At 63.7% G+C, this 12,736-nt stretch carries 15 protein-coding genes and 1 pseudogene; 8 read left to right on the forward strand and 8 right to left on the reverse strand.

The features are described 5' to 3' along the window. Positions 1-147 precede the first annotated feature (147 nt). Positions 148-1,050 carry a PhzF family phenazine biosynthesis protein gene (locus CK230_RS02270; RefSeq protein WP_095815557.1) on the reverse strand — a complete coding sequence of 301 codons (903 nt, stop codon included), beginning with the start codon at positions 1,048-1,050 and terminating at the stop codon, positions 148-150. Between the two features lie 133 nt (positions 1,051-1,183). Between CK230_RS02270 and CK230_RS02275 the strand changes: the two genes are divergently transcribed. From CK230_RS02275 to CK230_RS02290, 4 genes are all read left to right on the forward strand, one after another. Next, positions 1,184-2,467 (forward strand): efflux RND transporter periplasmic adaptor subunit, encoded by a 1,284-nt coding sequence (locus CK230_RS02275; protein WP_095815558.1) that lies wholly within the window; start codon positions 1,184-1,186, stop codon positions 2,465-2,467. 4 nt (positions 2,468-2,471) lie between these two features. Further along, positions 2,472-3,179, forward strand: a complete 708-nt coding sequence (locus CK230_RS02280; RefSeq protein WP_095815559.1) for an ABC transporter ATP-binding protein — start codon at positions 2,472-2,474, stop codon at positions 3,177-3,179. After that, positions 3,176-4,393: an ABC transporter permease gene (locus CK230_RS02285; protein WP_095815560.1), complete on the forward strand. Its 1,218-nt coding sequence runs from the start codon at positions 3,176-3,178 to the stop codon at positions 4,391-4,393. Before CK230_RS02280 ends, CK230_RS02285 begins: the two co-directional genes overlap by 4 nt. A gap of 83 nt (positions 4,394-4,476) precedes the next feature. Then, positions 4,477-4,719, forward strand: coding sequence for a hypothetical protein (locus CK230_RS02290; protein ID WP_095815561.1), 243 nt, complete (start codon positions 4,477-4,479; stop codon positions 4,717-4,719). Positions 4,720-4,752: 33 nt separating this feature from the next. On the opposite strand, the pseudogene CK230_RS02295 reads toward CK230_RS02290, so the two are convergent. Continuing rightward, positions 4,753-5,228: pseudogene (locus CK230_RS02295) on the reverse strand (Lrp/AsnC ligand binding domain-containing protein). Between the two features lie 148 nt (positions 5,229-5,376). On the opposite strand from CK230_RS02295, the gene CK230_RS02300 reads away from it, so the two are divergent. Next, positions 5,377-6,450 (forward strand): 1-aminocyclopropane-1-carboxylate deaminase, encoded by a 1,074-nt coding sequence (locus CK230_RS02300; protein WP_095815834.1) that lies wholly within the window; start codon positions 5,377-5,379, stop codon positions 6,448-6,450. A 4-nt stretch (positions 6,451-6,454) separates the two neighbouring features. On the opposite strand, the gene CK230_RS02305 is transcribed toward CK230_RS02300, so the two are convergent. Next, a complete protein-coding gene (locus CK230_RS02305; protein WP_095815562.1) occupies positions 6,455-7,180 on the reverse strand; it encodes a hypothetical protein in 726 nt (241 codons plus the stop codon). 5 nt (positions 7,181-7,185) lie between these two features. Further along, a complete protein-coding gene (locus tag CK230_RS02310; protein WP_095815835.1) occupies positions 7,186-8,298 on the reverse strand; it encodes an endonuclease/exonuclease/phosphatase family protein in 1,113 nt (370 codons plus the stop codon). A gap of 167 nt (positions 8,299-8,465) precedes the next feature. Between CK230_RS02310 and CK230_RS02315 the strand changes: the two genes are divergently transcribed. Both CK230_RS02315 and CK230_RS02320 read left to right on the forward strand, forming a co-directional pair. Next, positions 8,466-9,071 (forward strand): BA14K family protein, encoded by a 606-nt coding sequence (locus CK230_RS02315; RefSeq protein ID WP_095815563.1) that lies wholly within the window; start codon positions 8,466-8,468, stop codon positions 9,069-9,071. A 170-nt stretch (positions 9,072-9,241) separates the two neighbouring features. Then, positions 9,242-9,526: a PilZ domain-containing protein gene (locus tag CK230_RS02320; protein ID WP_095815564.1), complete on the forward strand. Its 285-nt coding sequence runs from the start codon at positions 9,242-9,244 to the stop codon at positions 9,524-9,526. An 18-nt stretch (positions 9,527-9,544) separates the two neighbouring features. Here the strand turns inward: CK230_RS02320 and CK230_RS02325 are convergent, their stop codons facing one another. From CK230_RS02325 to CK230_RS02340, 4 genes are all read right to left on the reverse strand, one after another. Further along, a complete protein-coding gene (locus CK230_RS02325; RefSeq protein ID WP_095815565.1) occupies positions 9,545-9,817 on the reverse strand; it encodes a hypothetical protein in 273 nt (90 codons plus the stop codon). A gap of 233 nt (positions 9,818-10,050) precedes the next feature. After that, positions 10,051-11,070 carry a ketol-acid reductoisomerase gene (gene ilvC, locus CK230_RS02330; RefSeq protein ID WP_095815566.1) on the reverse strand — a complete coding sequence of 340 codons (1,020 nt, stop codon included), beginning with the start codon at positions 11,068-11,070 and terminating at the stop codon, positions 10,051-10,053. Positions 11,071-11,095: 25 nt separating this feature from the next. After that, entirely contained in the window at positions 11,096-11,749 is a 654-nt protein-coding gene (locus tag CK230_RS02335) for a TetR/AcrR family transcriptional regulator (protein WP_095815567.1), read from the reverse strand. A 128-nt stretch (positions 11,750-11,877) separates the two neighbouring features. After that, positions 11,878-12,333 carry a MarR family winged helix-turn-helix transcriptional regulator gene (locus CK230_RS02340; RefSeq protein ID WP_095815568.1) on the reverse strand — a complete coding sequence of 152 codons (456 nt, stop codon included), beginning with the start codon at positions 12,331-12,333 and terminating at the stop codon, positions 11,878-11,880. Between the two features lie 96 nt (positions 12,334-12,429). On the opposite strand from CK230_RS02340, the gene CK230_RS02345 reads away from it, so the two are divergent. Further along, the gene (locus tag CK230_RS02345) at positions 12,430-12,735 is read left to right on the forward strand and encodes a Rieske (2Fe-2S) protein (protein WP_095815569.1); all 306 of its coding nucleotides are present in this window, start codon (positions 12,430-12,432) and stop codon (positions 12,733-12,735) included. Position 12,736 lies beyond the last annotated feature (1 nt).

Genomic DNA, 12,736 nt, shown 5'->3' on the forward strand with positions numbered 1-12,736 from the left:
TCAGCGTCGGCGGCGCATATAGCCGCCGATTCCAACGATGTCCACCCCCTCTTGGATCATTTCCCGACAAATCGCTGAAGCATGATCCGGAAAAGTGGATACCGGTTTTCGGAAAAGATCATGCTCGCTCAAAAGAGGCCGCACCCGTCAAACGGAAAGCTTGCCCTCGGCCACTTTCACGGCATGGCCGCCAATGCGCGCGGAGGCCAGTTTTCCGCCATCGACATTGAGTTCGAGGCGGATGCGCGAGGGCCGGCCCATTTCCAGCCCCTGCTCGATCCAGAGCTGCGATATGCCGTCGGTCGGGGCGTCGAAATGCATGATGGCGCCGGCAAAGGCCGCGGCAGCCGAACCGGTCGCCGGGTCTTCATAGGACGGAGTGCCGGGCACGATCATGCGCACGTGGAAGCCGCTGTCGTGATGCACCGTCTCGCGGCAGTAGACATACGGGCTGGCGAAGGCCCATTCGCTCTTGCGCGGCGCCAATTCCGACCATGCCTGGTTGTCGAGCCTGATCTTGGCCGCCTCCTCCAACCCGGCAACCGGAATCGTCACATAAGGCACGCCGGCCGACCAGAACGCGACGCGGTGATTCTCGAAGCCGATCTCATGCGGGGCAAGGCCGAGCGCCGCGCCGATCGCTTCCGGATCGGCCTTGAGCTCCAAGGCTTCCGGCAGTTTCGCCAGATCGAACTCGGCGAAAGTCGAGCCGTCATGCTTGCTCACCGCGCAACGCACCGGCCCGATATTCTCCTCCAAGACGAATATCCCGGCCTCCTCCTCGGCGAGTTCGGCCAGCGCGATCGCCGAGCCGACCGTCGGATGGCCCGCGAAAGGCATCTCATAGTCGGGCGTGAAGATGCGGATGCGCTTGCGATGCTTCGGGTTGTCTGGCGGCAGCACAAACACCGTCTCGGAAAGATTGAACTCGCGCGCGATCGCCTGCATGCCGGCAGTGTCGAGCCCATCACTGTCCAGCACCACTGCAACCGGATTTCCGGCCAGCCTTTCGGTGGTAAACACATCGTAAAGCAAGTAATTGCGCGCCATGGAGAAAACCTTTTGCCTCGCCCCGAATTGCTGCCTCAATCCCAACATGAGGGAAATTTAATTTGAAATTCGATCTTTGAGGCCTGATCTGTGAACGGATAGGGACGTCAATTTTTCAGCATAGGGGTCCGGGGTGGACCAGGTTGTCAATCCGCCAAAGGCGGAATCCGATACTTCCATCGAGGCAGCGCTCGGGCTCGATCGCAAGGGCGTAAACCGCAAACGCCGCCGCTTCTGGCTTTACGCCCTGCTGGCGATAGCGGTCGTCGCGGCCGGCATTGCCGCCTATCAATCGTACGCCGCCGCACCGCCAAGGATTGAGTATACCACCGTGTCTGCGGCGATCGCCGACCTCACCGTCGAGGTTTCCGCCACCGGCACGCTGCAGCCCCTCATCCAGGTCGACATCTCCAGCGAGTTGTCCGGCATCATCCGCTCGGTTGCGGTCAACGAAAACCAGCAGGTCAAGAAGGGTGACGTGCTGGCGACGCTCGATACCGCCAAGCTGGAGGTCCAGATCGAGCGTGCCACCGCCTCCGCCAAGGCGGCAGCCGCAGCTGTCGAGGACGCCAAGGTGACCTTGCAGGAAAACGAGAACGCGGTTGTGCGCGCGAGCGCGCTCACCAAGCGCGGCATGGCGACGGACCAGTCGCTCGAAGCGGCGACCGCGACGCGCGACCGCTCGAAGGCAGCGCTCGACAGCGCCGAGGCCAATCTCGCCATCGCCCAGGCCGACCTCAAGGCGCAGCAGACCGATCTGGCGAAAAGCACCATCTACGCGCCGATCGACGGCATCGTGCTCACACGCTCGGTCGATCCCGGCCAGACGGTCGCTTCCTCGCTGCAGGCGCCGGTGCTGTTCGTCATCGCCGCCGACCTTCGCAACATGGAATTGCAGGCTGCAGTGGACGAAGCCGATATCGGCGCGGTGAAGCCCGGCCAGCACGCCCGCTTCACCGTCGACGCTTTCCCCGACCGTCCCTTCGACGCGGAGATCCGCGACATCTCCTACGCCTCGGTGACCACCGACGGCGTCGTCACTTACAAAGCGCGCCTCGAAGTCGATAATGGCGAGCTTTTGCTCAGGCCCGGCATGACGGCGACGGTCTCGGTCGTTACCCGTCAGGCCAAGGGCGTGCTCACCGTTCCCTCGACCGCGCTCCGCTATCGCCCGATGCAACAGGCGGCGCGCGGTTGGAGCCTGAGCGACCTCTTCACCGGCCGCATGGGCCGCCCCAACCGGCAGCGCGAGCCGACCAAGGCGCCGACCGGCTCGCGCACGCTTTACGTGCTGGAGAATGGAAGGCCGCATCCGGTCAACGTCAAGATCGGTTCGACCGACGGCGAGCTGACCGAAATCACGTCAGGCCTCGATGAGGGCGCGCAAGTGATCACCGGCGCGCAGCAGCGGAGCTGACGACATGTCGGCTCCCCTCCTCATCACCTTCGACAAGGTCTGGAAAAGCTATGGCGAGGGCGAGGCCCGCGTGCATGCGCTGGCCAGCGTCGATCTCGCCATCCGGCGCGGCGAATTCGTCGCCATCATGGGTCCCTCGGGCTCAGGCAAGTCGACGGCGATGAACATCATCGGCTGCCTCGACACGCCGACGGCTGGAACTTACTCCTTCATGGGCGTCGATGCCGGCCGGCTCGACCGCAACCGCCGCGCGCTTTTGCGCAACCTTTATGTCGGCTTCGTCTTCCAGGGCTACAACCTGTTGCCGCGCACCACGGCGGCGGAAAATGTCGAGCTGCCGCTGATCTATCGCGGCGTCGCCGCGCGCAAGCGCCGCGACCTCGCCATGCAGGCGCTGGCCGAGGTCGGGCTCGTCGGGCGCGAGCACCACACCCCGGCCGAGCTGTCGGGCGGCCAGCAGCAGCGCGTGGCGATCGCCCGCGCCATCGTCACCAGGCCGACGTTGCTCGTTGCCGACGAACCGACCGGCAATCTCGACACCGCGCGCACGCATGAGATCATGGAGCTGCTGACAAGGCTCAATGCCGAACTCGGGCTCTCCATCGTCATGGTCACGCACGAGGCCGATGTCGCGGACTATGCCGGCCGCACCATCCGCTTCCTCGACGGCCATGTCGCCTCTGACACCTTGACAGCGGAGGAAGCGGCGTGATCTGGGAGACGGTCCGCCTTTCGCTGCGCTCGATCCGCCGCAACGTGCTGCGCTCCTTCCTGACGCTGCTTGGCATCGTCATCGGCGTCGCCGCCGTCATCGCCATGCTCACCATCGGCTCCGGCACGACGGAGAAGGTCAAGGCCGATATTTCCAAGCTCGGCAGCAATCTGCTCGTTGTTCGCGCCGGCCGGCCTGCCGGCCCCGGCGGTCCGGGAGGTCTCGACCAGGCGGTGCGGCCGCTGGCCGAAAAGGATGTCACGGCGCTCGTCGCGCATCTGAGCGGCGCCCGAGCGATTTCGCCTGCCTCGCAAAAACAGGTCCGCGTCATCTTCGGCACCGAAAGCCTGACATCGGGCGTGACCGGCACGGACAGCGCCTATCTCGACGCCCGCGACTGGAAGCTGGTGTCGGGGCGGCCGTTCAGCGATTCCGAAACGCGCGCCGGCACCGGTGTCTGCCTGATCGGCGAGACGGTGCGCCAGCAATTCTTCGGCGCCGGCGATCCGGAGGGCGAGATCATCCGCGTCAACCGCACCTCCTGCAAGATCATCGGCCTGCTCGAGCCCAAGGGCTATACCGGCTTCGGCCAGGACCAGGACAATGTCGTGCTGATGCCGCTGCACGCCTATCAGCGGCGCATCGCCGGCAACCGCGACATCGACAACATCTACATCGCCGCCGACGACCGCACGCCGACCAGTGAGTTGCAGCCGCGCGTCGAGGACATCTTGCGCGACACGCGCCGCATCACGCCGGACCGCGATGCCGATTTCGCCATCCGCGACATGACCCAGATCGCCGATGCGATGACCAGCGCCACGACCACCATGACCGGCATGCTGGGCGCCGTCGCCGGCGTCAGCCTCCTGGTCGGCGGTATCGGCATCATGAACATCATGCTCGTCTCGGTCACTGAACGCACGCGCGAGATCGGCATCAGGCTGGCGATCGGCGCGCACGAAAAACACATCCTCATCCAGTTCCTGGTCGAGGCAACGGTGCTGGCGCTGCTTGGCGGCATCATCGGGATCCTGATCGGGCTTTCGCTGGCGGGCCTTGCCTCGATGGCGCTGACGATACCTTTCGCGCCAAGCCCGGCCGTCATCCTGCTCGCCGTCGGCTTCTCGGCGCTGATCGGCATGGTGTTCGGCTTCTTCCCGGCGCTGCGCGGCGCCCGCCTCGATCCGATTGACGCGCTCCGGCACGAATAGCACCCGGCATCGCTCGGCTCTGTTGCCGCAAATCCTGCGGTGATAAAGCGGTCTCCTGGGAAACCTTGAAGGGGACAGACCGAATGAGCAGGAAGGCGCGCGTGATCGTCGTGGCAATTGTCGTTGAGGCGTTCCTGGGCGGCATCTGGTGGTATCTGGCCCGCTTCGGTCTGGCCAACCCGGATCGCGTCGCACCCAATTTCCAGGAAGTGGTCGGCCAGACGATGGGCATGGCGATGGGCGCGCTCCTCGGCCTCTGCTTCATCCTGTTCTTCGTCGCGGCGCGTAATGACCGCAAGGCATTGCCGCAAAAGGAACGGCTCTGATCGCCGCGACAGAATGGAGCCGCGAACTGCCTGTCAAAACGGCAGCCGCGCATTCTCCTTGACCTCTTTCATGACGAAGAACGTCCGGGTCTGCCGGACACCGGGCAGCGCGATCAGCTTCTGGCCGTGCAGCTTGTTGAAATCCGCCATGTCGCGCACGCGTATCTTCAACAGATAGTCGAAGTCGCCGGCCACGAGATTGCAGTCCAGAACTTCCTTGAGCTTCAGCACCGCCTCCTCGAAAGCGCCGAAGCTTTCGGGCGTCGAGCGGTCGAGCACGACTCCGACCATGACCAGCGCGCCAAGCCCCACCGCGGCGGGCGCGATCTCCGCCCTCACTCCGGTGATGTAGCCCTCTTCGAACAGGCGTTGCGTGCGCCGATGGCAGGTGGCGGCGCTGACATTCACCCGGGCCGCCAACTCGGCATTGGTCAACCGCCCTCGGCCTGCAGGGCCCGCAGGATCTTGACGTCGATGCGGTCGAAAGCTGAAGTGGAAGATTCTTCCATTTTCCTAACCTGTATAGCTGTTTTATCCAACACCTAGCGCGATCTTTGGCGCTTATATAAAATCTTGAAGGCAAGTTCGGGAGCACTTTTCATGCATTTCGCCCTATCCTGGGCGTGTTGAAAAACGGCTATGGCGGAGGGCAGGTCAATGTCGCTTCTCGAGAAATTTGAACGGTATCCGCTGACCTTCGGACCGACGCCGATCGAGCATCTGCCGCGTCTCAGCGCGGCGCTCGGCGGCAAGGTGCGGGTCTACGCAAAGCGTGACGATTGCAATTCCGGGCTGGCCATGGGCGGCAACAAGCTGCGCAAGCTCGAATATATCGTGCCCGATGCGATCGCGTCGGGCGCCGACACGCTGGTGTCGATCGGCGGCGTCCAATCGAACCACACGCGCATGGTCGCCGCGACGGCCGCCAAGATCGGCATGAAATGCGTGGTGATCCAGGAGAAATGGGTGCCGCACTATGATGCGGTCTACGACCGGGTCGGCAATATCCTGCTGACGCGCCTGATGGGCGCCGACAGCCGGCTCGTCGACGACGGTTTCGACATCGGCATCCGCAAGAGCTGGCAGGATGCGATCCAGTCGGTCAAGGATGCAGGTGGCAAGCCCTACCCTATCCCCGCCGGCGCTTCGGTGCACAAGTTCGGTGGCCTGGGCTATGTCGGCTTTGCCGAGGAGGTGGCGAAGCAGGAAGCCGAACTCGGTTTCAAATTCGACTACATCATCGTCTGTGTCGTGACCGGCTCGACACAGGCCGGCATGATCGTCGGCTTCGCCGCTCAAGATCGCGCCGACCGGGTGATCGGCATCGATGCCTCCGGCACGCCCGACCAGACCCGCGCCCAGGTCCGCCGCATCGTCGACGACACCGCCGCTCTCGTCGGGCTGGGCCGCGCCGTCCGCGAGGACGAAATCGTCATCAATCCCGACTATGCCCATCCCGCCTATGGCGTTCCATCGAACGAAACGAACGACGCGATCCGGCTGGCGGCTCGCACCGAGGCGATGATCACCGATCCGGTCTACGAGGGAAAGTCGATGCAGGGGCTGATCGACCTGACCCGGAAAGGGTTTTTCCCCGAAGGTTCGAGAATTCTCTATGCGCATCTCGGCGGCGCGCCGGCCATCAACGGTTACAGCTATTACTACAAGGACGACGGCGCCCCCGGAGAAGGCGCGTCGCATGACGACGCTCTGCCGCCGCTCTTTCCATGAGGCATTAGCAAACCTCGCCGCTGTCGGCGAAATGCCATTCGATCAGCGGTTTCATATGCCCCATAAGACCATCCGGCAGATCGGCGGCGTTGCGGATTATGACCGGCCCTTCGATCTCCGGCTCAGCTTCGGCGGCGACGAAGGCGCTGATGCGCCGCGCCAGCGCGTCGGCCGTTTCGGCAACATGGTAGCGGCGGAAGATCACCGTGCCACTCGCCGTCGACAGCGCGTGATAGCGCTGTCCGCGTTCAGCCTGCGACAGGTCGAGCCCTGTCTCCTCCCCCACCTCGCGGATCATGTTGAAATCGACATCGACCAGCCCGGCACGGAAGTCGACCGGCTCGAACGAGCCGGCGGCGAAATAGACGCGGCCCGCATTGACCGTGTGCCGGCCCATGCGGATCGCCACAAGCGCATTGTCGCCGGCGACCAGCATGGCGTGCGCATAGGCATGCTCGGCGCCGGAGTTCTCGCGCCGCTTGCGCCATAGCATGAAGGTCGAGAACCTCACCGCGTGGCAGCGGCCGACGAGGCGGCTGTCTCTGTAAGCGAGCTCGGAAAGCAGCACCACCGTGCCATCGAACAGCGCCGGGTTGGCCGCCATTTCCTGCCGCCAGTTCTCGGCGATCGCGTCCGCATTGCTCAGTGCAAAGGGATGCGGGCTGGGATCGAGGCGGACGTCGATCGCATCGACCGGCAGGATGACGTTGCGGGGCAGATCGAAACTCAATGGGGTCACGCCATGTCCAATGTGATCGCCACGGGGCAATGGTCGGACGCTTTCGGCCTGTCCCAGCCGGCGCGCGGGAAACGCTCGACCTCCTGGCCCGCCGGGAAGATGGTGCGCCAGGGCTGGCCGTGGCGGATGATGTCCGGCACGGCGGTCGCGTTCTTCGCCGCCAGGGCTTTCGACAGGAGGATGTAATCGAGCTGGCAGAGATGCCGCTCCTCCGGGCCGCGCGTGTGGTAGAAGCTCCAGCGGTCCATCTCCGGCCGCCGCTCGACGACGTTCTCGCAAAAGCCGCCGGCGGTCAGGACGTTGATCGAGGACAAGGCTTCGTCGACAACCTCGAAACGGTAGCCGTCGAAGCTGTCGCCCTCGATCCTCACACGCTGCCGGTAATCGTTCATGTCGCCGCAGATCGCCCAGCGCTTGTCGGCGGCATGGTCCTTGCCGAAACGCTCCTCGATGATGCGGCGCACGGCCTGCGCCTCGGCCATGCGCAGCGGCATTGTCGCCTCGCGGCCGTCTAGCCCGTTGCGCGGTGAGCCCATCGACTTGAAATGCACGAGATAGAGAGTCAGCGGCACGCCGCCGACAGTGAGGTCGACCTCCAGGCAGTCCCGGCGAAAGATGCGGTCGCTCGCCACATGTCCGAGCGCCGCAAGTTCCGGCGTGAAGAGGCCGAACCGCTCGAACGTGACATAGGCATGGCTCGTCATGCGCACGAACTCGATCGGCTGGCCCTCCAGGGTCTGGTTGCGCATCATCACTGCGACATCGATGCCGCGGGAGTCGTTCCCGGCCGTGGTGTATTTCTGCCGGTAGCCCTGCCCGATCATCTTGAACAGATAGCCATATTCGAACGCCTTGAGCGCCTCGATATTGTCGACCTCCTGCATGCAGATGATGTCCGCGCGGGTGGCCGCGATGGCGAGCGCCGTCAACTGGCGGGTGTCGTCGGACTGGGCGATCGCGCGGGCCTGTTCGAGGACCCGGTATTCGGCCTCGCTCTGGATCTCGAACAGCGCTAGCGTGCGGTCTTCATTGAGCTGGTTGCGATAGCCCGAAAAATCGAACCTGTTCATCAGGTTCTCGACATTGAAAGTGGCGAGCCGCAGCGACATGGCCGTGACCTTTGCCTGCAAGCGAGGGCGAAGACAAGAGCCAGGCTCGATGCTCGTTATGGTTGATGGAACCTTTCCGTTCATCTTCCGTTCAGACAGAAAGTTCCAACAATAACCCCATTCCCCGGGTGCTCTGGGCGTGGGGCCTTTACTCCTTGGAGAGTGAGATGAAACCGCTCTTTTCTTCCTTCAGATCCGGGCTTTTGGCCCTGGGTCTCGCCGCCGGCGTTACAGCGCCGTCGGTCGCAGGCCCGATCCTGCAACCCGATCTCTCGCCCGCCACCAGCGCGGTGGCACCCACGATCGTCCCCGTGCGCGACAGTTGGGCCGGCGGCAACAACTACTCGCCGCAGATGTATGACTGGCGCTGGCGGCGCGGCGGCGAGTGGCGCGGCCGCGATTTCAGACGCGACGGCAACCGGCACTTCTCCCGCAACTGGGACCGCAACTGGGACAGAGACAGGTGGAATGGCGATGGCGACTGGCGCTGGCGGCACCATCACCGCCGGCACTTCCGTGACAGCGACGCCGCGATCCTAGGGCTGGGTCTCGGCCTCGGCTTGGGCAGCTTGGCCTACAACAATTACTACGGTCCCGACTATTACGACCCCTATCCGCGCTACGTTCAGCCGCGGCGCATTTACCGGACCGAGCGGCTTTCCAGGGCCCATGTCCAATGGTGCTACGACCGCTACCGGTCTTATCGGGCCTGGGACAACACGTTCCAGCCCAACTACGGCCCGCGCCGGCAGTGCATTTCGCCCTATATCTGAGCGGCCTGCTTGCACAGAAACGGCGCCCATCGCGGGCGCCGTTTCTATTTTGGCAACCTGTGCTCGCCATCGGCCGATATAACCTTAAATTCATCGGCGGCTGCTATTCATCAATGCGGTGTCCCCCCAATATGACGATTCGCGCGAACGGAGTGCGAGACGTGCTCGCCATGGCCGAAAACGAACACAGAAACCAACACAGGCAACGCGTGCTGAAGGGCGCGGCGATCCTGACCGGCATCAACAATTCCGAAGTGAGATGCACGGTGCGCAACATGCATTCGAACGGCGCGGAGCTGAAAGTGCCGATCGATTCGCGAGTGCCGGACGAATTCCTGCTCTATGTGCCTGTCGACGGCATCGGCTACAGGGCCGTGGTGCGCTGGCGCCGCGAGGACCGCATCGGCGTCGAGTTCACCGGCACCGAGCCCAAGCCACACTGGCACTACGGCTGAAGGGCTGAGCACGCCTTATCAGGCGACGAATTGAACGCCGACCAGTCTCGCCGAGCGCCAGCGCACAAGCGCGGCACGCGCAATGCCATTGACCACCAGCTCGAAGCCCTGCGGCACGCCGGTCGCATCGCCGAAGCTCAGTTGCGCGCCGTGTTCGGACTCGTTGCGCACCGATCCTTCCACCGCTCCGAAGCCGCCGTTGAACCGCAAGGTTGCGCCCCTGAGCACACGCCTGCGCCGCTCCATCCGGCGTTCGCCGGCAAATGCCGCGCCATTATCCGTCGTTTCCATCGCCAGTCTCCTACCAAGTTCTGGGCCATCCGAAGCGAATCGTGTGCCAGCGTAGTCGTACCGGAATGAAACAGCCGGACGAAAAAAGCCGGCGGATCGCTCCACCGGCTTCTCCAAGCAGTATCAAATTTCGAACTGGTTATTCGCCTTGTCGACCAGCTTGTTCTTCGCGATCACCCGCGCTACCGCAGGGCAAAGCCCGAGGACGCGCAAGGGGGAAGAAGTGGATCGCCTTAGTTCTTCGCCTTGTCGACCAGCTTGTTCTTGGCGATCCACGGCATCATCGCGCGCAGCTTCGCACCCACCTCTTCGATCTGGTGGCTGTCGTTGTTGCGGCGGATGCCTTTGAAGCGCGCCAGGCCGGCCCGATATTCCTGCATCCACTCCGAGGTGAACTTGCCGGTCTGGATGTCCTTCAGCACGCGCTTCATTTCAGCCTTGGTGTCGGCGGTGATGATGCGCGGACCCGAGACATACTCGCCCCATTCGGCGGTGTTCGAGATCGAGTAGTTCATGTTGGCGATGCCGCCTTCATAGATCAGGTCGACGATCAGCTTCACCTCGTGCAGGCACTCGAAATAGGCCATTTCCGGCGCGTAGCCGGCTTCCACCAGCGTCTCGAAGCCGGCCCGGATCAGTTCGACCAGGCCGCCGCACAGCACCACCTGCTCGCCGAACAGGTCTGTCTCGCATTCCTCGCGGAAATTGGTCTCGATGATGCCAGAGCGGCCGCCGCCGACGCCGCAGGCATAGGAGAGCGCGAGGTCGAGCGCGTTGCCCGAAGCGTCCTGGTTGACGGCGACCAGGCACGGCACGCCGCCGCCCTTCTGGTATTCGCCGCGCACCGTGTGGCCCGGGCCCTTCGGCGCGATCATGACGACATCGACCGAAGCCTTCGGCTCGATCAGGCCGAAATGCACGTTGAGGCCGTGCGCGAAAGCGATCGCGGCGCCGTCGCGGATGTTCGGAGCGATTTCCGATTTGTAGATGTCGGCCTGCAATTCGTCGGGCGTCGTCATCATCATCAGGTCGGCCCATTTGGCGGCGTCCGCCACGCTCATGACCTTGAGGCCGTCGGCCTCGACCTTCTTTGCGGTCGCCGAGCCGGCCTTCAGGCCGATGGCGATCTCCTTGACGCCGGAATCCTTGAGGTTGAGCGCGTGTGCTCGGCCCTGGCTGCCATAGCCGATGATGGCGACCTTCTTGCCCTTGATGAGATTGAGATCGGCGTCACGATCGTAATAGACACGCATTTTGGTCTTCCTTCCCTTTTGAAGATCAGAGGCTTTTAAGCCGGTTGGTTGCTCCGAAGAGAGCGAGAAACTGTTGCGTCGCGCGGCGGGCATCGCCGCCGATCGTCGCCTCAGTCAATTCCACCCGGTCGCCGAGCAGCAGACGGATCTGCACGTCGCGGCCGACCAGGCCGAAGAAGGTCCGGAACGCCGTCTCGGCGTCCTCGAAATCAAGCAGCCCGGCTTGGCGCCCTGCTTCAAGCACCGGCTTCAGCCGCCTGGCGAGCGCGAAGCGGCCATTCTGCAGCACGACCGCGCCAAGGTCATCCTTGCCGGAGCCGGCATGGCCGACCGCCACGCGGTTGAGCGCGATCGAGGTATCGCTAGAGATCACCTTGAGCCAGTCGGACGCAAAGCGCTCGAGGCTAGCGGTGAGCGAGACGAGATCCAGCTTCTCGCGATCGACAGCGGCGACACGCACCTTGGACGCCTGCCACTGCACCGTCGCCGTCAGCAGCCCGTCGCGATCGCCGAACCATTTGTAGAGTGTTTCCTTGGAACAACTGGCCCGCCGCGCCACCGCGGTCATGGTGAGGTTGTCGCCCTCTTCCACTAGCAGGCGGAGCGCCGCGTCCAGAACGGCCTGCTGGCGCTCCGTCAGGGTTTCGCTTCTATCGATGTCGGCGCCTGCCTGCAGCACGGTCTTTCCCGTTCTTCCGGCCGCCCATGGCGTACCGTACGTTACGGTTCGGCTTATCGCGCATTCCGGTTTCCGATGCAAGGGGGCTGCCGCGAAAAATGACCGGCGGAATTGCCAAGGCTCGTCAGCTAATCGCTGGCCGGCGGATCGCGCAGCCTTCCGAGCAGGCTGGCCAATGTCTTCAGGTCCTGGACTGAAAGCCTGTCGCCCATTCGGTCGGCGATGCAAGCGCCATAGACCGCCCAGATGCAGCGGCGCATCTCCCGGCCGCTTGCCGTGATGCGAACGGTCTGCCCGCGGCCGTCGTCGGAAACGGGCAGCTTTTCGACCAGGCCATCCGCCTCCAGCCGGGCCAGCAGCCGTGAGACTCCGTATTGCGCCAACAGCACGCGATCGATCAGCTCGAACGGCCTGAGCCCGCCCTCGCCCGCTTCGGCAAGCTCGTGCAGCACGTCATACCAGGCGAGCGGCGGCAGGCCGTTTGCTTTCAGCGCATCCTCGGTGCTTTCGACCAGTTGGCGCGAGACGCGCACGAGGCGCGCCCAGGCTGCGATGGCTTCTAGCGATGGCGATTTCTTCGTCATCGGCGCAGCCTAGTGGATAGATGCAATTGCATCAAGCTTGACGATCGATGCATTTGCATTCATATAGATGCAATTGCATCGATAAGGAGTTCTCCGATGAAACATGAAATCTGCAAGATCGCCGATATCCCCCAGACCGGCAGCCTGATCGCGCCCTTTTTCGGCCGTGAGGTCCATGTCTGGCGCAGTGGCGAGCGCATCCGCGCCGCGGCCAATGTCTGCCTGCATTTCGGCGGACCGCTGGACTGCAAGGACGGCACGCTTGTCTGCCAATGGCATGGCGCGAAATTCGACATGGAAAGCGGCGAGCGTCTCGAAGGACCGGCGCCGAAAGGCTCGCGCCTGATGTTTTTGTCGACCCGCGTCGAGGATGGCGCGCTCAACTATGTCTGCGGGGAGTGAA

Source organism: Mesorhizobium sp. WSM3859 (assembly GCF_002295065.1).
In the GTDB taxonomy this organism is placed as follows: Bacteria; Pseudomonadota; Alphaproteobacteria; order Rhizobiales; family Rhizobiaceae; genus Mesorhizobium.

Bases quoted from the DNA above. Each gene is read 5' to 3' on its own strand.
- CK230_RS02270 (WP_095815557.1), bottom strand. From the start codon at position 1,050: ATGGCGCGCAATTACTTGCTTTACGATGTGTTTACCACCGAAAGGCTG.
- CK230_RS02280 (WP_095815559.1), top strand. From the start codon at position 2,472: ATGTCGGCTCCCCTCCTCATCACCTTCGACAAGGTCTGGAAAAGCTAT.
- CK230_RS02290 (WP_095815561.1), top strand. From the start codon at position 4,477: ATGAGCAGGAAGGCGCGCGTGATCGTCGTGGCAATTGTCGTTGAGGCG.
- CK230_RS02300 (WP_095815834.1), top strand. From the start codon at position 5,377: ATGTCGCTTCTCGAGAAATTTGAACGGTATCCGCTGACCTTCGGACCG.
- CK230_RS02310 (WP_095815835.1), bottom strand. From the start codon at position 8,298: ATGTCGCTGCGGCTCGCCACTTTCAATGTCGAGAACCTGATGAACAGG.
- CK230_RS02315 (WP_095815563.1), top strand. From the start codon at position 8,466: ATGAAACCGCTCTTTTCTTCCTTCAGATCCGGGCTTTTGGCCCTGGGT.
- CK230_RS02320 (WP_095815564.1), top strand. From the start codon at position 9,242: ATGGCCGAAAACGAACACAGAAACCAACACAGGCAACGCGTGCTGAAG.
- CK230_RS02325 (WP_095815565.1), bottom strand. From the start codon at position 9,817: ATGGAAACGACGGATAATGGCGCGGCATTTGCCGGCGAACGCCGGATG.
- ilvC (WP_095815566.1), bottom strand. From the start codon at position 11,070: ATGCGTGTCTATTACGATCGTGACGCCGATCTCAATCTCATCAAGGGC.
- CK230_RS02340 (WP_095815568.1), bottom strand. From the start codon at position 12,333: ATGACGAAGAAATCGCCATCGCTAGAAGCCATCGCAGCCTGGGCGCGC.
- CK230_RS02345 (WP_095815569.1), top strand. From the start codon at position 12,430: ATGAAACATGAAATCTGCAAGATCGCCGATATCCCCCAGACCGGCAGC.